Annotated in this window: 22 protein-coding genes; 16 read left to right on the top strand and 6 right to left on the bottom strand. The window is 60.1% G+C overall.

Going from position 1 to position 26,689, the window contains the following annotated elements:
- Nucleotides 1-18: 18 nt before the first annotated feature.
- Nucleotides 19-426: a GFA family protein gene (locus tag Q4481_RS09445; RefSeq protein ID WP_304376111.1), complete on the bottom strand. Its 408-nt coding sequence runs from the start codon at nt 424-426 to the stop codon at nt 19-21.
- Nucleotides 427-646: 220 nt separating this feature from the next.
- Here Q4481_RS09445 and Q4481_RS09440 point away from each other — a divergent pair, with 220 nt between their 5' ends.
- Nucleotides 647-1,057, top strand: a complete 411-nt coding sequence (locus Q4481_RS09440) for a hypothetical protein (RefSeq protein ID WP_304376110.1) — start codon at nt 647-649, stop codon at nt 1,055-1,057.
- A 47-nt stretch (nt 1,058-1,104) separates the two neighbouring features.
- Here Q4481_RS09440 and carB read toward each other — a convergent pair whose 3' ends face one another.
- From carB to Q4481_RS09425, 3 genes are all read right to left on the bottom strand, one after another.
- On the bottom strand, nt 1,105-4,593 hold the full coding sequence (gene carB, locus Q4481_RS09435; RefSeq protein ID WP_304376109.1) for a carbamoyl-phosphate synthase large subunit: 3,489 nt from the start codon (nt 4,591-4,593) through the stop codon (nt 1,105-1,107).
- Between the two features lie 251 nt (nt 4,594-4,844).
- Nucleotides 4,845-7,262: a methyl-accepting chemotaxis protein gene (locus Q4481_RS09430; protein WP_304376108.1), complete on the bottom strand. Its 2,418-nt coding sequence runs from the start codon at nt 7,260-7,262 to the stop codon at nt 4,845-4,847.
- A 171-nt stretch (nt 7,263-7,433) separates the two neighbouring features.
- A complete protein-coding gene (locus Q4481_RS09425; protein ID WP_304376107.1) occupies nt 7,434-8,303 on the bottom strand; it encodes a LytTR family DNA-binding domain-containing protein in 870 nt (289 codons plus the stop codon).
- Nucleotides 8,304-8,398: 95 nt separating this feature from the next.
- Here Q4481_RS09425 and Q4481_RS09420 point away from each other — a divergent pair, with 95 nt between their 5' ends.
- The 4 genes from Q4481_RS09420 to Q4481_RS09405 all read left to right on the top strand — a co-directional run bounded on the left by Q4481_RS09420 (nt 8,399) and on the right by Q4481_RS09405 (nt 12,850).
- Nucleotides 8,399-8,944 (top strand): DUF2306 domain-containing protein, encoded by a 546-nt coding sequence (locus tag Q4481_RS09420; RefSeq protein ID WP_304376106.1) that lies wholly within the window; start codon nt 8,399-8,401, stop codon nt 8,942-8,944.
- Nucleotides 8,945-9,048: 104 nt separating this feature from the next.
- Nucleotides 9,049-9,957 (top strand): KPN_02809 family neutral zinc metallopeptidase, encoded by a 909-nt coding sequence (gene ypfJ, locus Q4481_RS09415; RefSeq protein ID WP_304376105.1) that lies wholly within the window; start codon nt 9,049-9,051, stop codon nt 9,955-9,957.
- A gap of 145 nt (nt 9,958-10,102) precedes the next feature.
- Entirely contained in the window at nt 10,103-11,335 is a 1,233-nt protein-coding gene (locus tag Q4481_RS09410) for a TCR/Tet family MFS transporter (RefSeq protein WP_304376104.1), read from the top strand.
- A gap of 171 nt (nt 11,336-11,506) precedes the next feature.
- On the top strand, nt 11,507-12,850 hold the full coding sequence (locus Q4481_RS09405; protein WP_304376564.1) for an MATE family efflux transporter: 1,344 nt from the start codon (nt 11,507-11,509) through the stop codon (nt 12,848-12,850).
- 45 nt (nt 12,851-12,895) lie between these two features.
- On the opposite strand, the gene carA is transcribed toward Q4481_RS09405, so the two are convergent.
- The gene (gene carA / locus Q4481_RS09400) at nt 12,896-14,101 is read right to left on the bottom strand and encodes a glutamine-hydrolyzing carbamoyl-phosphate synthase small subunit (RefSeq protein WP_304376103.1); all 1,206 of its coding nucleotides are present in this window, start codon (nt 14,099-14,101) and stop codon (nt 12,896-12,898) included.
- Nucleotides 14,102-14,361: 260 nt separating this feature from the next.
- Between carA and Q4481_RS09395 the strand changes: the two genes are divergently transcribed.
- Entirely contained in the window at nt 14,362-14,811 is a 450-nt protein-coding gene (locus Q4481_RS09395) for a GatB/YqeY domain-containing protein (RefSeq protein WP_304376102.1), read from the top strand.
- Nucleotides 14,812-15,105: 294 nt separating this feature from the next.
- Here the strand turns inward: Q4481_RS09395 and Q4481_RS09390 are convergent, their stop codons facing one another.
- On the bottom strand, nt 15,106-15,720 hold the full coding sequence (locus Q4481_RS09390) for a cupin domain-containing protein (RefSeq protein ID WP_304376101.1): 615 nt from the start codon (nt 15,718-15,720) through the stop codon (nt 15,106-15,108).
- A gap of 154 nt (nt 15,721-15,874) precedes the next feature.
- Here Q4481_RS09390 and dnaG point away from each other — a divergent pair, with 154 nt between their 5' ends.
- The 10 genes from dnaG (at nt 15,875) to Q4481_RS09340 (ending at nt 26,615) form a co-directional block, all read left to right on the top strand.
- Complete coding sequence (gene dnaG / locus Q4481_RS09385) at nt 15,875-17,851, top strand: DNA primase (RefSeq protein ID WP_304376100.1); 1,977 nt, start codon at nt 15,875-15,877, stop codon at nt 17,849-17,851.
- A gap of 115 nt (nt 17,852-17,966) precedes the next feature.
- Nucleotides 17,967-19,340, top strand: a complete 1,374-nt coding sequence (locus Q4481_RS09380; RefSeq protein ID WP_304376099.1) for an FAD-dependent oxidoreductase — start codon at nt 17,967-17,969, stop codon at nt 19,338-19,340.
- A 96-nt stretch (nt 19,341-19,436) separates the two neighbouring features.
- The gene (locus tag Q4481_RS09375; protein ID WP_304376098.1) at nt 19,437-20,672 is read left to right on the top strand and encodes an NAD(P)/FAD-dependent oxidoreductase; all 1,236 of its coding nucleotides are present in this window, start codon (nt 19,437-19,439) and stop codon (nt 20,670-20,672) included.
- Nucleotides 20,673-20,800: 128 nt separating this feature from the next.
- Entirely contained in the window at nt 20,801-21,106 is a 306-nt protein-coding gene (locus Q4481_RS09370; RefSeq protein ID WP_304376097.1) for a putative quinol monooxygenase, read from the top strand.
- Nucleotides 21,103-21,888, top strand: a complete 786-nt coding sequence (locus tag Q4481_RS09365) for an AraC family transcriptional regulator (protein ID WP_304376096.1) — start codon at nt 21,103-21,105, stop codon at nt 21,886-21,888. Before Q4481_RS09370 ends, Q4481_RS09365 begins: the two co-directional genes overlap by 4 nt.
- A 219-nt stretch (nt 21,889-22,107) precedes the next feature.
- Nucleotides 22,108-23,295: a glycine C-acetyltransferase gene (locus Q4481_RS09360; protein WP_304376095.1), complete on the top strand. Its 1,188-nt coding sequence runs from the start codon at nt 22,108-22,110 to the stop codon at nt 23,293-23,295.
- 72 nt (nt 23,296-23,367) lie between these two features.
- Nucleotides 23,368-24,405, top strand: coding sequence for an L-threonine 3-dehydrogenase (gene tdh / locus Q4481_RS09355; protein ID WP_304376094.1), 1,038 nt, complete (start codon nt 23,368-23,370; stop codon nt 24,403-24,405).
- 92 nt (nt 24,406-24,497) lie between these two features.
- Nucleotides 24,498-25,280, top strand: coding sequence for an N-acetylmuramidase domain-containing protein (locus Q4481_RS09350; protein ID WP_304376093.1), 783 nt, complete (start codon nt 24,498-24,500; stop codon nt 25,278-25,280).
- A gap of 10 nt (nt 25,281-25,290) precedes the next feature.
- Nucleotides 25,291-26,169 (top strand): M15 family metallopeptidase, encoded by an 879-nt coding sequence (locus Q4481_RS09345; protein ID WP_304376092.1) that lies wholly within the window; start codon nt 25,291-25,293, stop codon nt 26,167-26,169.
- 107 nt (nt 26,170-26,276) lie between these two features.
- Nucleotides 26,277-26,615, top strand: a complete 339-nt coding sequence (locus Q4481_RS09340) for a GFA family protein (protein ID WP_304376091.1) — start codon at nt 26,277-26,279, stop codon at nt 26,613-26,615.
- Nucleotides 26,616-26,689 lie beyond the last annotated feature (74 nt).

Here is a 26,689-nt window from a genome sequence, read left to right as displayed (position 1 = left end):
TATCGACAGTCTTCAACGCTAGAGATAACGCGTGATCCTGGGTTCGTTCCACCAGTTGTTATCGCGGCCATCGAAATAGCGGATCGGAAGTGTCGCGAGCTCTTCAGCCGAAAGATCATCGATGCAGGCGATCGCCACGCTTCTGAAGGCGCCACCCATTTCCGGAACATCGCCGCTGCCATAGGCATGCAATCCACAGGTCTTGCAGAAACGGTGGTCCACGCTGTTGGAGCCAAAACGATAGGTCGAGGTCGTCTCCACCTCATCGCAGAGCAGGCGGAAATCGTCAGGTTTTACTGATATGCTCCAGTTGCGCACCTTCTGGCAGTAGCTGCAATTGCAGCGGCCGGTCCCGGCTTCGAGATCGGCATCGACTTCAAAACGAACGCCGCCGCAATGGCAGCTTCCCCGGTAGGTCTTTTTCATGGCGGTATCTCCTTTGCGTGGGAAACCTATCATCTATGCTGCCAGAAATTGTCAGTAGTGATTGTGGCTGCTTGTGGCCCGGCAAGGCCATGTTCGCCGCTGACTGGCCGGAATGGCGCCACAAGTCTGCATGGCGGATGAACGGACCATTCAAGGCCAATTCAGAGCGGATGACCTAGAGATGTCATCACAGCGCATTTCCGCGCATCCGGAGGTTCCCATGAAGAAACTCGTTCTCGCTGCCGTCGCCGTCGTTGCCGCCACAATGTCGATAGCCGGTTCTGCAAATGCCTATGATCGCAACGGAGATGACGGCGAATGGCGCCGTCGCCCGCATGAAGAACAGCGTGACGGCGATTGGCGTGGCCGTGATCGTGATCGTGACCGTCCGGGCTTTGATGATCGCCGCGGTGACGATCATCACTGGCGCGAGGATCGCCCGCGCGACCATCATCGTCGCGATGGCTGGCGTCACGATGGTTGGCGCTACAATGGCTGGAATGGCGGCTATTGGGGCCCGCGCGTGATCATTCGCCCCGGCTATTACGAACCCGTCTGCTTTATCAAGAAGGTTCGTCGTTACGACGCCTGGGGCTACCCCTATGTGAAGCGTGTCCGGATCTGCCGCTGATCACAGGTAGAAAGCAAAAGGGCCGGTTCGCACCGGCCCTTCGTCGTTCAGGCAAAATAGGCCTGCAGCGGCTTGACCTCGAGTTGACCGTCCTTCAGTGCCCGGATCGCTTCGGCTGCCGAAAGCGCACCCGACATCGTCGTGTAATAGGGCACCTTCTGCATCAGCGCGGCGCGGCGTAGCGATTTCGAATCCGAGATCGCCTTGTTGCCGTCGGTGGTGTTGATCACCAGCTGGACCTGACGGTTGCGGATGGCATCCTCGATATGCGGACGGCCTTCCAGCACCTTGTTGATCTTGGCGGCCGGAATGCTGTTTTCCGCCAGGAAGCGCTGGGTGCCGCCGGTGGCGAGCACCTTGAAGCCGATATCGGAAAGGATGCGGATCGCCGGCAGGACGCGTGTCTTGTCATCATCGCGAACCGACACGAACACCGTTCCCGAGCGCGGCAGTTCGACATTGGCGCCAAGCTGGCTCTTGGCGAAGGCGAGCGCGAAATCGGTATCGAGACCCATGACTTCGCCGGTCGAGCGCATTTCCGGGCCGAGAAGCGTATCGACCCCCGGGAAGCGGGCGAACGGGAACACGGCTTCCTTGACCGCAATATGCTTGAGATCGCGCGAGTTCGGCTTGACCGGTGTATAGGCAGTGAAGGCCGTATCCAGAGCTTCGCCGGCCATGACACGTGCGGCGATCTTGGCGATCGGCGCGCCGATGGTCTTGGCGACGAAGGGAACTGTACGCGAGGCGCGCGGGTTGACTTCCAGAATGTAGATCACGCCGTCCTTGATGGCATATTGCACATTCATGAAGCCACCGACATTGAGCGCCTTGGCCAGCGCCTTGGTCTGGACCTCGAGTTCGTCGACAATGTCCTTCGGCAGCGTCTTCGGCGGCAGCGAGCAGGCCGAATCGCCCGAATGGATGCCGGCTTCCTCGATATGTTCCATGATGCCGCAGATATAGACATCCTTGCCGTCGGACAGGCAGTCGACGTCCACTTCGATCGCGTTGGTCAGGTAGCTGTCGAACAGAAGCGGGTTCTTGCCGAGCAGGGTGTTGATCTGGCCGGTCTTGTCGTTCGGATAGCGCGCCTTGATGTCTTCCGGAACCAGTTCCGGCACGGTGCCGAGCAGATAGTTCTGCAGCTGCGTTTCGGAATGGATGATCTGCATGGCGCGGCCGCCAAGCACGTAGGACGGACGCACGACGAGCGGGAAGCCGATCTCGGTGGCTACAAGGCGCGACTGTTCGACCGAATAGGCGATACCGTTCTTCGGCTGCGTCAGATCGAGCTTCATCAGGAGCTTCTGGAAGCGGTCGCGGTCTTCGGCAAGGTCGATCATATCCGGCGCAGTGCCGAGGATCGGAATGCCCGCGCGTTCCAGCGCATCGGCGAGCTTCAGCGGCGTCTGGCCGCCGAACTGTACGATCACGCCGAGAAGTTCGCCCTTCTCCTGCTCGATCTTGAGGATCTCGATCACGTCCTCCGCCGTCAGCGGCTCGAAATAGAGACGGTCGGACGTATCATAGTCGGTGGAAACCGTTTCCGGGTTGCAGTTGACCATGATGGCTTCGAAGCCGGCATCCTTGAGCGCGAAGGCTGCGTGGCAGCAGCAATAGTCGAACTCGATGCCCTGGCCGATACGGTTGGGGCCACCGCCAAGAATGACGACTTTCTTGCGATCGGAAATCTGCGCTTCGGACCGTGCTGCGCCGACGAAGGGCGTCTCGTAGGTCGAATACATGTAGGCGGTCGGCGAGGCGAACTCGGCAGCACAGGTATCGATGCGCTTGTAGACCGGGCGCACATTGAGTGCGTTGCGGATCTCGGCCACTTCCTTCGGCCGCTTGCCCGTCAGCGTGGCGAGGCGGGCATCCGAGAAGCCCATGGCCTTCAGCATGCGCAGGTTTTCAGCATCGTCCGGCAGGCCATGTTCGCGGATGCGGGCTTCCATGTCGACGATGCCCTTGAACTGGGCGATGAACCAGGGGTCGATCTTGCAGCCGGCATGAACTTCTTCCGGGCTCATGCCGAGGCGGAGCGCCTGGGCGACCATGCGCAGCCGGTCCGGCGTCGGGGTGCCGATTGCCGCACGGATGGCATTGTGATCGTCGCCTTCACCGAGGCCGGGGATTTCGATCTCATCGAGACCGGTGAGGCCGGTTTCAAGGCCGCGCAGCGCCTTCTGCAGGCTTTCCTGGAAGGTGCGGCCGATGGCCATGACTTCACCGACCGACTTCATGGCGGTGGTCAGCGTCGGCTCCGCGCCCGGGAATTTTTCGAATGCAAAGCGCGGGATCTTGGTGACGACATAGTCGATCGACGGTTCGAACGAAGCCGGGGTGGCGCCGCCCGTGATGTCGTTTTCGAGTTCGTCGAGCGTATAGCCGACTGCGAGCTTGGCCGCGATCTTGGCGATCGGGAAACCGGTTGCCTTCGAAGCCAGTGCCGAGGAGCGCGACACGCGCGGGTTCATTTCGATGACGATCAGGCGGCCATTTTCCGGATTGACGGCGAACTGCACGTTCGAGCCTCCGGTTTCGACGCCGATCTCACGCAGCACCGCAATCGAGGCGTTGCGCATGATCTGGTATTCCTTGTCGGTCAGCGTCAGCGCCGGCGCGACGGTGATCGAATCGCCCGTATGGACGCCCATCGGGTCGATGTTTTCGATCGAGCAGATGATGATGCAGTTGTCCGCCTTGTCGCGGACCACTTCCATTTCATATTCCTTCCAGCCCAGCACCGATTCCTCGATCAGCACTTCGGTGGTCGGCGAGGCATCGAGACCGGAATGGACGATGTCGAAGAATTCCGAACGGTTATAGGCAATGCCGCCGCCGGTGCCGCCAAGCGTGAAGGACGGACGGATGATCGCCGGCAGGCCGACGAAATCGAGCGCCTGGGCGCCGATTGCCTGCGCATGGCTCATATAACGCTGCTTGCGGTCGCTTTCGCCGAGGTTCCACTGGTTTTCGAGATCATCGAGCGCTGCGTCGAGCGCAGCACCGGAAAGCTCGGCCTTCAGCTTGGCGCGGGCGGCCTCATGGCTCTTGCGGTCGGCTTCCTTGATTTCCGTGGCATTGGCCAGCATCGAACGCGGCGTTTCCAGGCCGATCTTGGCCATGGCTTCGCGGAAGAGGGCGCGGTCTTCGGCCTTGTCGATCGCTTCCGGCTTGGCGCCGATCATCTCGACATTGTAGCGTTCCAGCACACCCATGCGCTTGAGCGATAGCGCGGTGTTGAGCGCGGTCTGGCCACCCATGGTCGGCAGCAGCGCATCGGGACGTTCCTTGGCGATGATCTTGGCCACCACTTCCGGTGTGATCGGCTCGATATAGGTCGCATCCGCCAGGTTCGGATCTGTCATGATCGTCGCCGGATTGGAATTGACGAGAATGACGCGGTAGCCTTCTTCCTTCAGCGCCTTGCAGGCCTGTGTGCCGGAATAATCGAACTCGCAGGCCTGGCCGATGACAATCGGTCCGGCGCCGATGATGAGAATTGATTTGATATCCTGGCGCTTCGGCATCGATCCATCCGTCATTTCAGCCTGCAGCAAAGCCCGGCGCGCGGTATCGTACCGGCCGGTGCTCAGGCGTTGGGTCTTTTAAGGCTAGGTGGGCCTTATAGGGAAATGTTCGGGCGAACGGAACCCCGCAAGCGAAAGTTTTTTAGCGGATCGCCAACTTTTGCCCCTCTTATTTGAGCACACGCGATGGCAAATGAAAACGGCGGGGAAAACCCCGCCGCTCGCAAATCATATGAATGCTTTCTGTCGGCTCAGAATTCTTCCCAATCGCCCGAGGGTGCCGGGTCGGAAGCCTTGGAGGCGCCGAAGGCCGATGTCAGCTTACTGGTCAGCGCATGCGCCGGCGAAGGACGGGGGCGGGCGGTCTCTGCTGCCGGTGCAACGCGCGGCTTCGGCTTGAAGGTCGAAGCGGTCGACGCGGCAGGACGGCTGGGCGCGAAGGACTGCGTCGAAACCGGACGCGACGATTCCGATGTCGACGCAGAAGCCATTCTGGATTGCTGGCCGCCGAGATTGAACTGGGCCAGGCGGTTGGAGAGCGAGGTGACTTCGCCAACCAGCGTGTGCGAGGCGGCGTTGGTCTCTTCGACCATCGCGGCGTTCTTCTGGGTTGCCTGGTCCATCTGGTTGACGGCTGTGTTGATTTCCTGCAGGCCGACCGACTGTTCACGGGCGGCCTGGACGATGGCCTGGACGTTGCGGTCGATTTCCTGCACTTCGCTGACGATGTTGGTCAGAGCCGAACCGGTCTCGTCAACCAGATCGACACCGCGCTTGACCTGCTCGCCCGACGAGGTGATCAGGGTCTTGATCTCCTTGGCGGCATTGGCCGAACGCTGGGCCAGTTCGCGCACTTCCTGGGCAACGACGGCAAAGCCCTTGCCGGCCTCACCGGCTCGTGCCGCTTCAACACCAGCATTCAGCGCCAGAAGGTTGGTCTGGAAGGCGATTTCGTCGATGACGCCGATGATGTTGGAGATCGACTGCGACGACTGTTCGATCGCGCTCATTGCTTCGACGGCCATGCGGACAACTTCGCCGGATTTTTCGGCTCCGTTCTTGGTGCGGGCCACCATTTTGCCGGCATCTTCGGCGCGCTTGGTGGAATCCTTGACCGAGGTAGTGATCTCTTCGAGAGCCGCGGCGGTTTCCTCGACGGACGCAGCCTGCTGTTCGGTCCGACGGGCAAGGTCGTCTGCCGCCGAACGGATTTCGCCCGAGCCGCTTTCGATGACCTTGGCGTTCTCAGCAAAGGAGAGCATGGCGCCCTGAAGTTTTTCGACCGAAGCGTTGAAATCGGCTCGGATGGCTTCAAGCGCACCGGTGAAGGGGCGGTCAAGCCGCACGGTCATGTTGCCTTCCGAAAGGGCGGCGAGGCCATTGGCGAGTTCGGTTACGGCGAAGCGGATTTCCTCTTCCTGCGCGTTGGCGAGGCGAAGACGTTCGGCCTGGTCGCGCGCCTGGGCCACACGGCTCTGTTCGGCTTCCTGCTCGAGTTCCATCTTGCGGCGGTTGGCATCGAGAAGCACGCCGAGCGAACGGGAAAGATCGCCCAGTTCGTCAGCCTTTTCGCGATCGGTCAGAACGACATCCATGCGGCCGTTGGCGATGGCGGTCGTCTGATCGACGATTCCAGAGATGCGGCCCACGAAGCGCCGAGCGATGAGCCAGCCAATGAGGGACAGAAGAACGGCAGCCAGGACGATCACGCCAGCGGAGATCCAGGCCATGGAGTTCAAGCTTGCCAGGACCGTTTCCGACGGAACGGCGACGACTGCGAACCATTTCGTGTCATTGGTAATCATGACCGGAACGGCAACGGCAAAGTTTTCGATGCCATCAGCATCGACGATCTTGTTGATCTTGCCTGGCGATGCCATCAGATCGTTCCAGGACTGGCCTTCCTCGCCGACATCCTTGAGGCTCTTGCCCTCGAGTTTCCGATCATGATGGGATACGATGTTTCCGGATGCGGTGACCAGGCCGACTTCACCCGTTCCCATCGGCTTCAGCTTGGCCAGTTCTTCGCTCAGGGATGCGAGAGACAGATCCATGCCGGCAACGCCGACAACCTTGTCGCCATCCTTGATCGGCATGGCAACGGAGGTCATCAGCACGTCTTTTCCATCGACCGGATAGACATAGGGTTCGATGACGACGAGTTTGCCTTCATCGTGGGGGCGGATGTAATAGTCGCCAGCGCCGGGTACGGTATAGTCGACCAGTACTTCCTGGATGACCTTGTCGCCGCTGCGAACCCAATAGGGCATATATCGGCCGGTCGCGTCGTGGCCCTTTGCCGAAACGAAATCCTTGTCCTTGCCGTCAAAGGCATCCGGGTCCCAGCCGGTCCAGACGCCCAGCGCGAAACTGTTGTCGGCGAGCAGCTTCTGGAGAAGCGCATCGGCCTTTTCGCGATCGGTAGCCTTGGTAGCCTTCATGCTGGCCAGCGAGGATTGAAGGTCGCCGACCAACTGCTCGGTGCGCCGCATCTGGGTTTCGATGTTCGACGCCGTTGTTTCGGCGATCGACCGCATTTCGCCCAGGCTTGCCTTCTCGACCGCCTGATAGGAGATCGTAAAAAGAGCGGTTGCGGTTGCAAGCGTTGCGATCATACCGCAGGCAACAATTGAAAAAATGTTCCGACTTGTCGCTGACTTGAATATCACGGACTGCCCCCTCACAATGGCTTTTCAACGGAAATTGCTTCGTTTGGTCGAAAAAACTACAAAAAAATCGGTAGTTCGAGCCAAAATCCAGCAAATTGACTCGAATTTAGGCTGGCTTCGTTAAATATGTCTTGCGTCTGATCGATAATGTCATTTTCTCCTTACCTATCGTCAGGCAAGGAAATCGCGTACGGCATCTTGGTGGGTTCGACTGACGGGGATGGAGCCGCCATCCTTCAGTTGAAGGGTCAGACGACCAGCGTCACGCGAAAGCCCGGAAATGAAGTCTTTCGCCACCCAATGCGAACGATGGACGCGCAAACCGATGGCTGGTTCGGTTTCGCGAATGGCATCGGAAAACCGCATCAGCAGCATTTCGCGGCCGCGACTGGTCGTGACGACGGTGTAATGATCTTCCACAGAAATATGCAGCAGAGCACCCCGGTTTTCCGGGCGCAGACGCGCGATGAGCGGTGGCGAGCCCGACGAAGGTGGGGCGCTATCCTGTGTTGATGCAGTCGTAGCCTCGGAGGCGACAGAGGCCTGGGCGTCATCCGGCGGACGCGTCTGCGGTTCGATAATGCCCTTGAGCGCATGCGCGTTCTTGTCCGAAGATGTCATGGCCATTGCGGTGATCGCGCAGAGGATCAGGTTCAGGGGCAGCGTATTGCCGACCGCACCGAGATAGTTTTGCCAGGTGAACGGTTCGCCGTGCCAGGAATATTCGATGAGTGCGATCGCCGCGCCCGAAGGGAGGGAGGCGACGGTGGCGCCAGCCAGCATGCGGGCAAGAAGAGATGACCAGTAGGGTCGAAGACCGACATTGAAACTGACAACAAAAAGAATGGCGAAGCTCCAGGCGCAGAAATGGACCAGGAGCCAGTAAGCCAGACGCGGACCGAACTGCAGCTTGCTTGATGTATCGAACGGGCCCGTCACCCCAAAGAGAAGCACGACGGCGGCGAATGTTATCCAGAAACGACTGGAACCCGTGAAGATTTTCAATTCACGAAGCGTGGATTGCAAGAAGCTGTCGTTCACGAATTCGATCCGGCGTTCCGCGAAATGGGATTTGAACTTCCGACAGAGATGGCGGAGACGAACGGTGAATTCAACCTGCTTTTTCGGATTGTCCCATGAACCTTGCTCCGCTGCTCGCTGCTCCTCTCGCCATTCAGGTGCATGTCCTGACCGTTGTTCCGGCTGCCTTCCTCGGCGCCGCGATATTTCTCATGCGCAAGGGAACCGCGCAGCACCGCCTGCTCGGACGCATCTGGCTTTTGCTGATGATCGCTTCCGCGCTCTCGTCCTTCTTCATCCATTCGATCAATCTCGTCTATGGGTTTAGCCCGATCCATCTGCTGTCGCTGTTCGTTCTCTTCGGCGCCTATCGTGCCTATTCGGCAGCGCGCCGCCGCCAGATCAGCGAGCATATGAAGTGGATCTTTGGCATCTATCTCGGCGGTATCGTCGGCGCCGGGCTCTTCACCTTTCTGCCAGGACGGCTGATGAACGAGATGCTACTCAACAATCTCGGTTTCGACAGTGCCCCAAATACCTCTCAGTTGATCACCCTAGCCTTCGTTCTCATGGTGTTTGCCGCGCTTGCCGTGATCGCCAGACGCGCCCTGCCGACTGGAACGCGCCTTCCCGCCCGGGCATCTTCAACAAAAGCAATCTGATCCGGGCCACTCCCGTCGCCAAGGTCCGCCATCTTTATGCTGTTGTCTTCCCATAAGCGATGTTGCAAGTATAGCGGCATTGGCAGCATGCAAGGGAGCGGATCATGGATTGGAAGGGGCGTCGCCAGTCGGACAATATCGAGGACCGGCGCGGTTCCAGCCCCGGTCCGATGGGAGACAGTCCGTTTGGTCGCCGCGGCCTCAATATCCCGATCGGCGGCGGCAAGGGCGGTATCGGATCGATCATTCTCGTCATCGTGATCTTCGTTGTTTTGCAGATGATGGGCGTCGATGTGACGTCGCTGATGAATGGCGGTTCGCCCTCCGGCTATGATCAGGGCGAGCAGACGACCAGCAATGCGCGTCCCGGCGCGAATGACGAGATGAAGGCTTTCGTAGCGACCATGCTGGCGGAAACCGAGGAAACCTGGAGCGGCATCTTCTCGGCTGCCGGAAAGTCCTATCGGGAGCCGAAGCTGGTGATGTTCTCCGGCTCCACCTCATCGCCCTGCGGCACGGCCAGTGCGGCGACCGGCCCCTTCTATTGCCCGACCGATGAGAAGGTCTATCTCGATACGGACTTCTTCAATGAAATGGCGACCCGGTTCGGCGCCTCGGGCGATTTTGCCGAAGCCTATGTGATTGCGCATGAGGTGGGCCATCACGTCCAGAACCTGATCGGTGTTCTGCCCAAGTTCAATCGCGCCCGCCAGTCGATGAGCGAAAGCGAAGCCAATGCCATGTCGGTCCGTGTCGAACTGCAGGCGGATTGCTTTGCCGGTATCTGGGGCAAGTTTACCGACCAGAAGGGCATGCTTGAGCGCGGCGATCTTGATGAGGCGCTCAATGCGGCGGCCCAGATCGGCGATGATGCGCTCCAGAAGCGTAGCCAGGGCTATGTGGTGCCCGACAGCTTCACCCATGGAACCTCCGCGCAGCGCGCCAAATGGTTCAAACGCGGCTACGAAAGCGGCAAAATGACCGCTTGCGACACATTTAGCGGCAATATCTGAGCGAATTTCCATCAGATGCGTGACATTTCGGCACCGCCCGGGCGCAAACGTGCTCGGGCGGCTTGATTCCGACCAATCGGTCGGATAGAACGGCTGTTCCTTATATGTTCCCGCGGTGGCCGTCGGGAGTAATTTCGGTGCAGTCATGATCGATGAAAAGCGCGCAAGACGCGGGCTGATGCTCGTTTTCGTTATCCAGTTGATGGATATGATGGGTATTGCGCTGATCATGCCGGTCATGCCTGCCTATCTGAAGGAATTGACCGGGGCAGACATGAGCCATGCCTCAATCGAGGGAGGCTGGCTGTTTCTCTCCTATGCCGCCATGCAATTCCTGTTCGGAACCCTGATCGGCAACCTGTCAGACAGGTTTGGCCGACGACCGGTGCTGCTCTTCTCTGTCTTCACCTTCGCGATCGACAACCTCATCTGCGCGCTGGCGGGAAGCTACTGGATGCTTTTCGTCGGTCGTGTCCTGGCCGGCATTTCTGGAGCCAGCTATGCGACTGCGGCAGCCTATATCGCCGACGTTTCGACCGACGAGAACCGGGCTCGAAATTTCGGTTTCGTCAGCATTTCTTTTGGGGTGGGCTTCACACTCGGGCCCGTTGTCGGCGGTCTTCTTGGGGAATTCGGCCCGCGCGTGCCGTTTTACGTCGCCGCCCTGATCGCCTTTGCCAATTTTGCGATCGCCTATTTCCTGCTGCCTGAACCGCTTGATCCGGCCAACCGGCGTGCATTCGACTGGCGGCGCGCCAACCCGCTCGGTGCACTACGGCAGATGCGCAACTACAAGGGCATCGGCTGGATCGTCGTCGTGATGTTCCTGTTCTGGCTGGCACATGTCTCCTATCCCGTGGTCTGGTCATTCGTCTCCGCCTATCGTTACGGCTGGGGCGAAGGCATGATCGGCTTTTCGCTCGGGATCTATGGCGTCTTTACTGCCCTTGTTCTTGGCCTGGTCCTGCCCGGAATGATCCGCCGCTTCGGAGAGTGGCGGGTCGCGGTCATCGGTCTTGTCTTCTGTATTCTGGGCTTTCTCGGTTACACCTTCGCCAGCGAAGGCTGGATGGTGTTCGTCGTGATCGTGCTCGCCTCAATCGAATGCGTGTCCGATCCCGCGCTGCGCTCGATCTCCGCCGCTGGCGTACCATCTTCCGCGCAGGGGGAGTTGCAGGGAGCGTTGACCAGCCTGTCGAGCATCACATCGATGATCGGTCCGCTCCTCTTCTCCGGCTTCTTCAGCGGGTTCAGCGGTCCGGGCGCAGTTTTCGAGATGCCGGGCATGCCCTACCTGTTTGCGGCGGTTCTCTCGGTGATTGCACTTGTGGTGTTCATCCTCAAGGTCCCGCGAACTTTGCCGGCAGTTTCGCAATAGGGCTTGGGGCAATCCATCACTCAAACCCATGGGACTCATGAATTTTTTATGATTTTTCCCGGCGTCGCTGGCCTTGCGGCATGACTTGCACTAAATGCGACGCCTTCAATCAGAGGTAAGAACGTGGCTGAACGGATAGAAACGAATGGCATTGTATCGACGAATGGCTGGATGAGCCATGTCCGCGAAACGCTGTCGCTCGGCATTCCGCTGATCGGCGCGCAGCTGGCGCAGCTCGGCATCCATGTCACCGATATCTTCATTATCGGGCGATTGGGCACGGTCGAACTTGCGGCCATGGTGCTGGCCGGACAGTATTTCTTCACCGTCTTCATTTTCGGCTCGGGTTTCGCGACCGCAGTCGTGCCGATGGCGGCACATGCCTTTGCCCAGGGCGACAAGGTGATGGTGCGTCGCTCGGTGCGCATGGGGCTCTGGGTCATCGTCGGCTATGCCGCCATTCTGTCGCCGGCGATCTGGTTTGCCGAATCCGTCCTCATTGCTGCCGGCCAGAAGCCCGAGGTGGCGGCTCTTGCCGGTCATTATGTGAACATTGCCGGCTGGGGCATGATCCCGGCGCTCGGTTTCATGGTTCTGCGCTCCTTCCTGAGCGCGGTCGGCCGTGCGAGCTTCATTCTCTATGTGACGATCATCATTCTGGTTCTCAATGCCATCTGCGCCTATGCGCTGGTGCTCGGACATTTCGGCTTGCCGGCGCTCGGAATGACCGGGGCGGCGATTGTGGCCCTATTCGTCAATATCGTCGGGTTTCTCCTGACCATTCTCTACATTGAATGGCGGCCTGACCTGCGCAGCTATGAACTCTTCGTGCGTTTCTGGCGTGCCGACTGGCATATGCTGCGGGAAGTCTTCGTGCTCGGCCTGCCGATCGGCCTGTCGATCCTGGCGGAAGTCAGCCTGTTTACCGTCGCCTCGCTTCTGATGGGCTGGATCGGAACCATTGAACTCGCCGCACATGGGATTGCGCTGCAATGGGCGTCAGTGGCCTTCATGATCCCGCTCGGGCTTGCACAGGCGGCCACTGTGCGTATCGGTGTCGCCGCGGGCGCTCGCGACCGGGTTGGCATGATCCGGGCAGCCTGGGTGGTGGTGGCGATGTCGGCTGGCTGCGCCATGCTTGGCGGACTGCTCTATGCCTTGATCCCGCGCGAACTCGCTTCCCTCTATCTCGATGCGTCGAAGCCGGATTCCGGTGCGGTGCTCGATTATGCCGCTTCGCTTGTGGTGATTGCCGGCATCTTCCAACTGGTGGATGGCCTTCAGGCGATTGGCCATGGCCTGCTGCGCGGCATCAAGGATACGACGATCCCGCTGATCCTGGCGCTGATTTCCTATTGGGCGATCGGCTTTTCGCTCGCCTATATCCTGGCATTCCCGCTCGGTTTCGGTGGTATCGGCGTCTGGATCGGTTTCCTGGCCGGCCTGGCAGCCGCCTCGGTTCTGTTGCTCTGGCGGTTTGCGCTGCTGGCGCGACGCGCGGTGCCGGAACTCTGATCCAGATATGAAAATGGCGGGCACTGCCCGCCATTTTCGTAAGTCTCAGCGCTCGGCCAAAGCCGGCTCGCCGTTACGTTCCTTGATCAGGTTCAGGAACCGGCGGAAGAGATAATGGCTGTCCTGCGGACCGGGCGATGCTTCCGGATGATGCTGCACGGAGAAGACCGGCTTGCCGACCATGCGCAGGCCGCAGTTCGAGCCGTCAAACAGCGATACGTGCGTTTCCTCGACACCGACCGGCAGCGACTTGGAGTCGACCGCAAAGCCGTGGTTCATCGAAACGATCTCGACCTTGCCGGTCGTGTGGTCCTTCACCGGATGGTTGGCGCCATGATGGCCCTGATGCATCTTCTCGGTCTTGGCACCGAGGGCGAGGCCAAGCATCTGGTGACCGAGGCAGATGCCGAACACCGGGATACCGGTTTCGATCAGCTTGCGGATTTCCGGCACGGCATATTCGCCGGTTGCGGCCGGATCTCCCGGACCGTTCGACAGGAAAATGCCGTCCGGCTTGTGGGCGAGCACGTCTTCGGCCGTCGTGCGGGCGGGCATCACCGTGACCTTGCAGTCCAGTCCGGCAAACAGGCGCAGGATGTTGCGCTTGACGCCGTAATCGAGGCAGACGACGTGATAGCGTGCATCCGAAGCGCCGAGCGTCGAATAGCCCTCGTTCCAGACCCAGGGCTTCTCGTCCCAGGTCGAGGTCTGACCGGATGTGGCGACCTTGGCGAGATCGAGGCCGACGAGGCCGGACCAGGCGGCGGCTTCCTTCTTCAGCGTCTCGATATCGAAGACGCCGACCGGATCATGGGCGATGACCGCGTTCGGCGCGCCGTTTTCGCGGATCCAGGCGGTGAGCGCGCGGGTGTCGATGCCGCACATGCCGATGATGCCGCGGGCCTTCAGCCAGGCATCAAGATGCTGGAGCGAGCGATAGTTGGACGGATCGGTAATGTCGGCTTTGAAGATGACGCCGACGGCGCCATGGCGGGCGGCGGGTGTCAGGTCTTCGATATCTTCGTTGTTGGTGCCGATATTGCCGATATGCGGGAAGGTGAAGGTGACGATCTGGCCGAGATAGGAGGGATCGGTGAGGATTTCCTCATAGCCGGTCAACGCCGTGTTGAAGCAGACCTCCGCCTGGGTTCGGCCCGTGGCGCCAATGCCCTTGCCTTCGATGACAGTGCCATCGGCAAGAACGAGAAGGGCGGTGGGCTTTTCTTTGGTCCAGGCTGGGGTCGTGCTCATGGTGCTCCGTTCCGGCGCTTGAGGGAGGATCAAGGCCTTGCTGTCGCGTCGAATTGCGCGCGGATTGTGGCCCGCCGCGTCAACGTTTATCAAACTTTGTGCTAGGAGCGGGAAAATAGTGAAGAGAAGCTGATAGGTCAATCCCGACCGGGTTTTTCCCCGATTAATAAAGTGCTTCCGGATCAAGGTGTTACGCCGGTGGATTGCATTTCTGCGGGCGAGGGGTCATAAGCGCGGTCACAGTCTAGGAGAATTTCGACATGCGCGAAAAATTGATGAGTGCTCTCAAGGAGGCAATGAAGGCCAAGGACAGCCGTCGGATGACCACCATCCGCATGGTCCAGTCGGCCATCAAGGATCTTGAAATCGCCAATCGCACCAAGCCCAATCCGGAAACGACGGACGGCGATATTGCCGCCCTTCTTTCGAAGCTGGTCAAACAGCGCGAGGAATCGGCCAAGATGTATGTCGAGGGTGGCCGGCCCGAGCTGGCGGACAACGAGCGCGCCGAAATTGCCATCATTTCCGAGTTCATGCCGAAGCAACTCTCGGAAGATGAAGTGATCGCAATCATAAAGGGCATCATCGCCGAAACCGGTGCGAGCTCGATCAAGGACATGGGCAAGTGCATGGCACTGCTCAAGGAACGCTATCCGGGCCAGCTGGATTTCTCCAAGGCATCGGGCCAGGTCAAGACGCTTCTGTCCTGATGAAAGGGGCCGGCGCGAAAGCGCCGGACCGTCCGCTGCGAACACCATTCAGTTGGTGGCTGGAAACCCGGGCGATGGGCTGGTTTGGCAGGAGCTAATGCGACGCTGTCGCTTCTCCCTTCGGGGAGAAGATGTCCGAAGGACAGATGAGGGGGAGCCCTCCCATCCAACTGTTACATCGCCGCAATCCCCCTCATCCGGCGCTATCGCGCCACCTTCTCCCCGCCGGGGAGAAGAGGCCACCGAGCTCTATCCTCGTCACAAGCCTTATGGCGGGCAGTTTTCAGCGGCTTGCTAAAGCGCGTGCGCAGCCTTCAGGCGCTCGTCATGCGCCTCGAACGCGGTCTTCAGAGCCGGATCCCAGGTCCCGTCCGTCAGAATGAAGGCCATGCGGGCAATCGTGTTGGTGCGATTGGTCCAGGCATGGATCGTCCCGCGCTGCACCACCACATCACCCGGCTTCAGCACCACTTCCGAATCATCGAGCAGCAGCACGATTTCGCCGGAAATGCAGATGCCGTAATCGACCGATTCCGTTCTGTGCATGAGCGGATGGCGACCCGGAATGTGATGATCGGCATTCTCGGCGAGGCCGACATGTTCGAACAGCTTGCGGGCCTGATCGGCATCGAGATCGGGGCCCTTCTGGCCTTCCGGCGGGATATCGACGAAACGGATCACGGTTCCGCCGGCAGGCGGCGCGGTCACACCCTTGTGGGCGAATGTCGGCTCCTCGCAGGTGGCGGTGACGAGGCAAGGTGTCGGATGGGTGTTCCAGACCTCGTAGAAGGCGAGGCCCTCCTGCATCGGATTGCGGATGATCATCGGCGGTTCGCCATCCGAAAGAACGATCGCCTTGCCGGTTTCGTCATGGCCGGTGACGATGCGCCTGAGGCTTCTTTGACCCATGATCGATTTCCTCCCTGAAATAATTGGTTGGTCGATCAATAAAATAGAGATCCATGGCTGTCAATCGACGCATCCCCTGTGAATATCTGTGGGCGGACGAGTATGATTGGCGGTGGCGGCCAACAGTGGTTATATGACCTCGACCGAGGTGAGCATGCGTTTTTCAAACAATTTCCTGGACGAACTCAGAGACCGCGTTTCGATATCGGACGTGATCGGTCGGCGTGTGACCTGGGATCGCAAGAAATCCAATCCCGGGCGGGGCGATTTCTGGGCCTGCTGCCCGTTCCATGGCGAAAAGACGCCGAGCTTTCACTGCGAGGATCGCAAGGGCCGCTACCATTGTTTCGGTTGCGGTGTCACCGGTGATCATTTCCGGTTCCTGATGGAACTGGACGGCATGAATTTTGCCGAAGCGGTTCAGCAGGTGGCCGACATTGCCGGCGTCGCACTGCCGCAGCCGGATCCCGAAGCGGAGCGGCGTGAGCGCGAACGTCATAACCTCTTTGATGTCATGGAACTGGCCACGTCCTTTTTCCAGGACCAGTTGCAGACGGCTTCCGGGGCGAAAGCGCGTGCCTATCTGAGGGAGCGCGGACTATCCGGTCGCACGATCGAAACCTTCCGGCTTGGCTATTCACCCGACAGCCGCAACGCGCTCAAGGAATATCTCGCCTCCCGCGGGGTGGCGAAGGATCAGATCGAGGCCTGCGGCCTCGTCGTGCACGGGCCCGACATTCCCGTTTCCTATGACCGTTTTCGCGACCGGATCATGTTCCCGATCCTGTCGTCGCGCGACAAGGTGATTGCCTTTGGCGGCCGCGCCCTCAATCCCGATGCGCCTGCGAAATATCTCAATTCGAACGAGACCGAACTGTTCCAGAAAGGCCATGTGCTTTTCAATTTCTCGCGTGCCCGCAAGGCCATTCAGGGTGCGGATGGTGCGGGTACGGTGATCGCGGTCGAAGGCTATATGGATGTGATCGCGCTCCATCAGGCGGGAATCGAAAATGCGGTGGCACCGCTCGGGACGGCGCTGACTGAGAACCAGCTGGCGCTTCTCTGGAAGATGACGCCGGTGCCGGTGCTCTGCTTCGATGGCGATGGTGCCGGTTTTCGTGCCGCTTCACGGGCGGTGGATCTGGCGCTACCGCATCTGAAGCCCGGCTATTCGCTCAAGATCGCGCTGCTGCCGGACGGCAAGGATCCCGACGATCTCGTGAAGATCGAGGGACGGGCGCCGTTCGACCGGGTGATCGCGGATGCGCGCCCGCTCGCCGACATGGTCTGGCTGCGCGAAACCTCCGGCACCACCTACGAGACGCCGGAACGGCGGGCCGAGCTTGAGGCGCGGCTGAAAACCGTTACGCAGGTGATTGCCGACGAAAACGTCCGCCGCCATTACCAGCAGGATATGCGTGACCGCTGCTATGCCTTTTTCCAGAAGCCGACCCAGAACGGCCAGCCGACCGGTGGTGGTCGCGCTCGCGATGGGGGACGCAGCGGCAACAAGGGGGGGCAGCGGCCCGGCAGCCGGCTGGCGCCGGTCTCTGACAAGCTGGCGAAATCGGGTCTCGTCAGCGGTTATCGCTCGGCGGCCTCGCTCCGCGAGAGCGTTCTGGCGCTGACCATCGTCAATCATCCGCAACTGTTCTTCGAGGATTATGACGAAATCGCCCTGATCGAGTTCGAGAACCGCGACATGCAGCGCTTCTGGCAGACGGTGATGGGGGTTGCCGCAGCCTCGGGTCCGGGCCTGACGCGCGACGAACTCATGCATGCGCTCGAGGTGCAGGGGTTCGAGAACCTGTTGCAGGCCCTCGAAAAGCAGATCCGCTTTGCCCGCCTCTGGACGGCAACCGAACAGGCGGCGATGGAGGATGCGCGGGAAGCCTATCAGCAGGCGCTGGCCCTCCACAATCGCGCCCGCGCCCTTACACGCCAGAAGCATGAGCTCGAGCGGGCCATTGCTGACGCGACCGAGCGGGGCGACGAGGCCGAGGTGGAGCAATTGATGCTGGCGCTCAACGAGGTGCAGATCGAGGCGGTCCGGCTCGACAAGCTCGAAGCGCTGATCGACGGTTTCGGCGTCATGTCCGGCCGCATCAAGGGGCCTGCGACCGGACATTGAGTGTCACGACAATACCGAGCGTCGATGCGCCGCGATCAAGCCAGCGTCTCGTCGTTGCCAGCGTTGGCGTACATCTTCCGCCTGGGATAGGCTTGTGGAAACCTGGGAGCTTTTCATGACCGTCAACCGCACTTTCATCACCGAACCCGCCCGCCGGGTCGAAGTCATTCACACGACGGATGTGCTGGTGGTCGGCTCAGGCCCGGGTGGTTTGGCCGCAGCCCTTGCGGCAGCGCGTGCCGGTGCAAGTGTTGCGCTTGTCGAGCGGTTCGGCTGTTTCGGTGGCAATATCACCGTTGTCGGCGTCGAGGGTTTTGCCTGGTATCGCCACGAGAAGACGATTGAAGCCGGCGGCATCGGCTGGGAATTCGAAGAACGCGCCAAGGCCATGGGGGCTGCCGTGCCCGAAAGCCAGTCGCTCTCCTATGAACTCGATTCCGAAGGGTTCAAACTGGTCGCCGACCGGCTGGTCGAAGAGGCCGATATTCACCCGATGCTGCATCGGCAGTTCGTCGCCCCGATCATGGAAGATGACCGGATCGTCGGCATCATCACCGAATCCAAGGCCGGTCGCGAGGCGATCCTGGCCACTGTCGTGATCGACGCCACAGGCGATGCCGACATTGCCGAACGGGTGGGGGCCACAACCATCAAGACGCCGGTCGAGCAGATGCAGGCGGCCAGCGTGATGTTCCACCTTGCCGGTGTCGACAAGAAGGCGTTCATGGAAGGGGTCCGCTCCGATCCGCAGACCTACGGCGACTGGTCGACCGGTGAATGGCAGATCGAGACCTCGGGCAAGGAGGACAAGATGTTCTCGCCCTTCCTCGGCAAACCCTTCGCGCAGGCCATTCGCGACGGCATCATTCCCGCCCATCTCAACACGATTGCCGGCACCTGGGGGGCGCTGCACGATACCGGTGAACTGACCTATATGAACCTCGTGCATCTGGCCGGCTGCGATGGCACCGACCCCGACAGCATGACCCGTTTCGAAATCGAAGGCCGCCGGCAGGCGATGCTGGCGATCGAGGCGCTCAAGCGATATACGCCTGGTTGCGAGGCGGCCCGGCTGCGCAATTTCGGCATGACGATCGGCATCCGCGATACGCGCAAGATCGATGCCGTCTACAACATGACCGAAGGCGATGTGCGCAACGAGGCGCGGTTTGAGGATTCGATCGGCATCTATCCGGAATTCATCGATGGTTATGGCGTCCTGATCCTGCCGACGACCGGTCGCTACATGCATATTCCCTACCGCTCCATGCTGCCGAAGGGTGTGCGCAATCTTCTGGTGGCTGGGCGCGCCATCGGCGGTGACCGGATCGCACATGCTGCCACCCGCAACATGGCCTGCTGTGCCGTTGCCGGGCAGGGGGCCGGCGTGGCTGCAGCCATCGCCGTTCGCACCGGTCGCGATGTCAGTGCGGTCGATATCGCCGCAGTCCAGGTGGAACTGCGGCGTCAGGGCGTGCGGATTCACTGAATTTCTTCTGCCTCTGCTGTCTTTGGCTTATGGGATGACGTAAGGTTAGAGTACGAGCCTGACGAACAGGCGATTGAATGTGAATGCGAGGATAGGATGAGCGAGGCAATCGTACTCGGTGCGGGCATGGTCGGCGTGAGTGCCGCCCTTTCATTGCGCGACAGGGGATGGAACGTCACGCTCATTGACCGCAAGCCGCCGGGGCAGGAGACCAGCTTCGGCAATGCCGGCATCATCCAGTCGGAATCGGTGGAACCCTATGCAATGCCGCGCGGCATCCGCGACCTGTTCGACATTGCCACTTTCCGCTCGAACGATGTCTATTATGCCTTCCGCGAGCTGCCGCTGCATGTCAGTTCCCTGCTCCGATACTGGTGGTATTCCGAAAGCGGCCGTCATCGCGAGATCGCCCGTCATTATGCGACGCTGATCGCGCGGGCGGCCGGAACCCACGAACCGATTATCAGGCGCGCCGGCGCCGACAATCTCATCCAGCGATCGGGCTACCGGACGCTCTATCGCGATGGCGCCAAGTTCGATGAGGCTCTGGCACGCGCCAAGGATATCGAGCGCGAGTTCGGAACCCGATTCCGGGCACTGGATCCGGCTGAAACGCGCAAGGAAGAGCCGGCGCTCACGAATGCCGGTCTTGGCACGATCCACTGGCTGGAACCATGGACGGCGGCCGATCCCGGCGCGCTGGTCACCGCCTATGCCGAGCTTTTCGAGCGCGAGGGTGGCCAGTTCCTGATCGGCGATGCCGAGAGCCTGAAGGCGTTGCCGTCGGGCAAGGGCTGGTCGGTGAGGACGCGTGCGGGTACTGTTGAGGCAGAACATGTGGTCGTTGCGCTCGGCGTCTGGTCGCGTGGCCTGCTCGAGCGCTTCGGCGCCCGTTTTCCGATGGTGCTCAAGCGTGGCTATCACGCTCATTATTCTTCGCCGGTGGCGCTCAACATGACGCTGATGGATTCCGATCGCGGTTACGTGATGGCGCCGATGCGGGCCGGCACCCGCATCACGACGGGTGCGCATCTGGCCCGGCCGGGCCAGGCGCCGGTCTATCGCCAGCTCGAGCGGGCGGAAGCATCCGCCAACGAGCTCCTGTCGCTCGGCAATCGGGTTGAGCAGGAACCCTGGTCGGGCACGCGCCCCTGCATGCCGGATATGTTGCCGGTCATCGGTCCGGTTGGCGGCCAGAAGGGGCTGTGGGCCAATTTCGGTCATGGCCATCAGGGTTTCACCCTTGGTCCGGCTTCGGCAGAATTACTGACGGCGATGATTCTGGGTGAAAAGCCGCCGGTCGATCCGGCTCCGTTCCGGCCCGGACGATAGCGCACGTCCGGTACCATTGTCCGTTTCGCGCTAGAATTTGTCCGGTTGCATAGAAGCGGCTGCGCCATTTCCAGAGCAAATTGCACCGATTGCAATCGGGCGCATGCGCTCACAAAAGGGATGGTACAATGACACAATTGCAGGTGGTCAGCTTTGATGTCGCGATCGGAGATCTCGGCGAAGTCAAAACATGCATCGATGCACACGCGCGCCAGATCCGTGCCAGACAAGGATGCTTGTCATATCAGCGCTATCTCGACAATTCCGGCGCGGTGCTGGTTTTCCAGACATGGGAATGCTCTGCGGATTTTGATGCCTATCGGGCAAGTGCCGAGTTTGCCGCTCTCAATGCGAGCCTCAAGCCGCTGATGATTGCGCCTCCGAGTTCGCTAACCTATGATGTTGTCGCTCGAGTATCGAAAGTGAATGGATGAGCGGACCCGCGAATGCCGATCCCGATGCTTACAGTTTCCGGGCGTCGCTCGGGCCGGAAGCGTCCGGGACTGTTCAGTTCGATCGCCATTATCTTGTTTATTGCGCGCAAGGCCTGATGCGCGTCGGCCTGTCGGATCGTCAATGGTTTCTGCCGCCCTCGATGGCGGCCTGGATACCAGCCGGTCTTCAGGTCGAGGTCGAGATCCGTGCGCCAGTCTCGACCTGCTCGATCCTGTTCGAGCGCAATTTCCTGGTCCGGCCGCCGACAGAGACCAAGGTCTTTGCGGTCACGCCTCTTGCACGTGAAATGATCCTCCATTGCGGTCGCTGGGGCCGGTCGGCAGGATCGCTCGATGCCGATGCTGTGGCCTGCTTTTCCGCTACAGCGTTCATATGTCGGGAACTTGCCGAACGGGAAAGTGCGATGTGGTTGCCTGCCATCGACGCTGGTCCGCTTCGCAAGGCGATCGATCTTGCCGAGCGGGACCTGGCGGCAGATCTGGGCGTCGAGGTGGTGGCTGCCGCTGCGGCTCTGACGCCAAAGACTTTTTCACGACGCCTGGCAGCAGAGACCGGAATGAACTGGAGCGAATTGCGCCGACGTCTTCGGATGATCCGTGCAATGGAACAGCTCGCGCAGTCGGACGAGCAGGTTGTTTCAATCGCGCTCGGTGTTGGCTATTCCAGTCTCAGCGCGTTCAACAGCAGCTTTCGGCAGCATGCCGGCGAAACGCCTTCCGGGTTCCGGTCGCGGGTTCGACGAAGCGGAACGACGCAATAATCGACGCATCAGAAAATCGATGTCATTTCGGAAGCAGGTCGAAATGCGTATGAGGAGCGCCGGATCGGCGGAGCATCAGACAGGGTTGTGTCGAGCTTTGGCAAGCCGATAGTCTCAAAGCGGCATTGTTCTGGCGTGCTTTTGGAAAGTCATGCGGGCTTGGTTCTGTTATAAGGTCCCGGATGTTCCAGTTCTCACAGTCAGGAGACACAGCCTGCGATGACCGACGCTTTTCTTACCCATCTCAGGACAGAACTCGAACTGTTGAAGACGGCCGGACTTTACAAGTCCGAGCGGGTGATCACCTCCAAACAGTCGGGCGCCATTGACGTTCAGGGCGGGGCGCATGTGCTCAATTTCTGCGCCAACAATTATCTCGGCCTTGCCGACAATGGCGAGATTGCCGAGTCTGCCAAGCAGGCGCTCGATCGCTACGGCTATGGCATGGCCTCGGTGCGGTTCATCTGCGGCACGCAGGAGGAACACAAGCAGCTTGAAGCGCGCATTTCGAGCTTCCTGGGGATGGAGGACACGATCCTCTATTCCTCCTGCTTCGATGCCAATGGCGGTCTGTTCGAAACGCTGCTTGGTGAGGAGGATGCGATCATCTCGGATGCGCTCAACCACGCCTCGATCATCGATGGCGTGCGTCTCTCCAAGGCCAGGCGCTTCCGCTATGCCAACAATGACATGGCGTCGCTCGAGGAAGAGCTGAAGAAAGCCGAGGGCAGCCGTTTCAAGCTGATTGCCACCGACGGCGTCTTTTCGATGGACGGCATCATCGCAAATCTCGGTGGTGTCTGTGATCTTGCCGAAAAATACGGTGCCATGGTGATGGTCGACGACAGCCATGCGGTCGGGTTTGTCGGCCGGCATGGTCGCGGCTCGGCAGAATATTGCGGCGTCGAAGGAAGGGTGGATATCATCACCGGCACGCTCGGCAAGGCGCTCGGTGGGGCATCCGGCGGCTATACTGCTGGCAAGGCCGAGATGGTGGACTGGCTACGCCAGCGTTCGCGGCCCTATCTCTTTTCCAACACGCTGGCGCCGGTGATTGCCGCTGCCTCGCTCAAGGTCTTCGACTTGATCGATCAGGGCGATCATTTGCGCGCGCGGCTTTTTGCCAATGCAGACCTCTTCCGGCGCGAGATGACGAAGCTCGGTTTCACGCTGGCAGGCGAGGGGCATCCGATCATTCCGGTGATGCTGGGGGATGCGCAGCTGGCGCAGGATATGGCGGCGCGCATGCTGGAAAAGGGTGTCTATGTGATCGGCTTCTCCTTTCCGGTGGTGCCGAAGGGACAGGCGCGCATCCGCACGCAGATGTCGGCGGCCCATTCGACCGCGGATGTCGAAAAGGCAATCTCGGTTTTCGCCGAGGTGGGAAGAGAACTGGGAGTGATCTGAGGGGACATTTCCAGTCCCCACAAGGGGGAGGGGTAAACGCCCCTGATAACGTCATCGAGAAGGAAGATACGCATGTCCAACATGATGCGGGCGCTCGTAAAAGCCAAGCCGGAAGTCGGTCTCTGGATGGAACATGTGCCGGTGCCGGAGCCGGGGCCCAACGATGTGCTGATCAGGGTGCGGAAATCGGCTATCTGCGGCACCGACGTCCATATCTGGAACTGGGACCAGTGGGCGCAGAAGACCATTCCGGTGCCGATGGTCGTCGGCCATGAATTTGTCGGTGAGATTGCCGAGGTCGGATCGGCGGTGACCAAGTATCACGTTGGCGAGCGGGTGGCCGGCGAAGGCCATATCGTCTGCGGCAAATGCCGCAACTGCCGGGCCGGCCGCGGCCATCTCTGCCGCAACACGTTGGGCGTCGGGGTCAACCGACCGGGCTCGTTCGGGGAATTTGTCTGCATGCCCGAGCATAATGTGGTGCCGATCCCGGATGATGTTCCCGACGAAGTGGCGGCGATCTTCGACCCGTTCGGCAATGCGGTCCATACTGCGCTTTCCTTTGATCTGGTGGGAGAGGATGTGCTGGTGACCGGTGCCGGGCCGATAGGCATTATGGGGGCAATGGTGGCGCGGCGGGCTGGCGCCCGCAAGGTCGTGATCACCGATATCAATCCGGTCCGGCTTGATCTGGCGCGCCTTTGCGGGATCGATCATGTCGTGGATGCCTCAAGCCAGGATCTTCGCGAAGTCATGTCGGAAATCGGCATGACCGAAGGGTTCGACGTCGGTCTCGAAATGTCCGGTGCTCCGCCGGCCTTCCGGTCGATGATCGAGACGATGAACAATGGCGGCAAGATCGCCATTCTCGGCATTGCGCCGGAAGGGTTCGGGATCGACTGGAACAAGGTGATCTTCAAGATGCTGACGCTCAAGGGCATCTATGGCCGCGAAATGTTCGAGACCTGGTACAAGATGATCGCCTTCGTCCAGGGCGGGCTCGACCTTTCGCAGGTTATCACCCACCGGATCCCGATCGAGGAATTCCGCGACGGGTTCGAAGCCATGCGTTCGGGCAATTCCGGCAAGGTGGTGATGGACTGGCCGTGAGGCTGCAACTCTCTGCATTTTAAGATAGAATATTGGTTGGTTGCAACTTTAAATATTGATGCTCTAATCAAGCCCTCACGGGAGGGCTTGATATGGTTGAATTCGCAGGCAAGGGGCGGACGCTTTCATCGGAAGCCGTCGAGCACGGAATCTCTCTTCTTAAAATCGAACCTGCTGCCTTCTGGGCGGTTATGGCGGTCGAAACCCGCGGCTTCGGGTTTCTCAGCGACCGGCGTCCGCTCATTCTCTACGAACGTCACGTCTTCCATAAACAGACGCATGGCGCCTATTCCAAGACCCATCCGCATATCAGCAATCCGGTGGCGGGTGGCTATGGGGCCGGCGGCGCCAACCAATATGCCCGGCTAAAGGATGCCTGCAGTCTCGATCGGGTTGCCGCGCTCAACAGCGCCTCCTGGGGGCTCGGGCAGGTGATGGGCTATAATGCCGCCAGCGCCGGCTTTGCGGATGTCGAGACGATGGTCGCCAAGATGGCCGACGACGAAGATGCGCAGGTTGCCGGCATGGTTGCCTTCATTGCCGGCCATGGTCTTGCGAAATATCTCCAGACCCAGCAGTGGGCAGAATTTGCGCTGCGCTACAATGGCTCGGGCTACAAGAAAAACCAGTACGACACCAAACTCGCCAAGGCCTTCAACCTCTATTCGGTGCATCCGACCCCGAACCTGATGGTCAGGCGCTGCCAGGCTGCCTTGCTCTATCTCGGGTTCAATCCGGGTGGTGTCGATGGCGTGTTCGGCATGGGATCGCAGAAGGCGCTGATGGCCTGGGAGAAGGCGCGCGGCCTTCCTGTCGACGGCAAGCTTTCCGACGAAAATATCCGGCAATTGACCCAGGAAGCCTTTCCCAACTGAGGAGGACGTGATGGCTATTCTGCTTGCGCGTGGTGCGAAAAACATTCCGGCCGAGGTTCAGCGATGGCAGTACTTTCTGCTGAAGCAAGGGATCAGCCAGGTCGGCGCGATCGACGCCGATTTCGGCCTCAAGACCGAACAGGCAACCAAGTTCTTCCAGGTCAAGGTCGGCATCACGACGACCGGCAAACTCGACCAGAAGACGCATGATGAAGCTGTGGCGCTTGGCTATCGTGACCTGACGCCGGCCTACTACGCGGCGGCGGCCGGCGCGAGTTGGCCACCGAAACCCGCCTTTCCGCCGCCCAGCAATGCGAGCCGCAATGCCGCCTTCGGCGCATTCGATTTCATTCTTTTGCCGGAAAAGAACCGCCCCGATCACGAAAGCATCGTCATCAAGGGAGCATCGGGTGGTGGCGCAAAAGACTGGGTGGCGGCCAACATCATCGATATCCAGATCCCGCAACTGGCCCATGTTCCGGGCTATACCGGCCGCTTTCGCTGCCACAGGCTGGTGGCGCCGAAGGTGAAGGAACTTTTCGAGGCCTGGGAGCAGGAGGATCTCCTGCATCTGCTCCTCGGTTATGCCGGCGCCTTCGTGGCCCGCTATGTGCGAGGAACGACGCTTCCTGCGGCAGGTCACGGGCTTCAGTCGAGTGCCAGTGTCGGCTCTCTAAGCAACCATGCCTTCGGATCTGCCTTCGATATCAACGTCGCCTGGAACCCGCGGGTGACCGCTCCGCCGCCACCGGATGCGCTCTCCAAAGGATCGGTGCGATTGCTGGTGCCAGCCGCCAACCGGATCGGGTTCGGCTGGGGCGGACATTATACGCCGCCGACGAAATATGACGGAATGCATTTCGAGTTCGCCGATTTCTCGAAACTCTGAGCCACCCCGGATGCGGGCTTTGCGACTACGTAAGGCCCGTTCCCGGCTTGACTTCGGTTTTGCTACCCCTTAAGAACAAATAGAGAACAAAACGACGGGGCGAAGACATGCTACATTACGGAAGTTGCCATTGCGGACGGATCGCTTTCGAGGTCGAGGGCGAATTTCGTCAGGCGATCGATTGCAATTGTTCGCTCTGCCGCCGCAGAGGCGGGCTGCTCGCCTTCGTGCCGCGTGAGAAACTGAAGCTGAAGACGCCGGTCGAAAACCTGTCGACCTATACGTTCAACAAACATGTCATCCGCCATCATTTCTGCTCGACATGTGGCACGGCCCCCTTCGGCGAGGGGCCGGAGGGGCAGATGACGGCCATCAATCTTCGCTGTTTGCCGGATTTCGATCTCGAAAGCGTCGAGATCGTCAAATATGACGGCAGGAACCATTAGAGTATCCGTTTTGATCAAGGGTGTCTTGGCTCCCATTTTTGATTTTTCCGGAGCAACGCGTTTGCGAGGACGAT

This window comes from Fluviirhizobium alvei, from assembly GCF_030551875.1.
Classification (GTDB): domain Bacteria; phylum Pseudomonadota; class Alphaproteobacteria; order Rhizobiales; family Rhizobiaceae; genus Rhizobium_E; species Rhizobium_E alvei.
The sequence above is the reverse complement of the archived record's forward strand: the minus strand, read 5'-3'. Positions and strand labels throughout refer to the sequence as shown.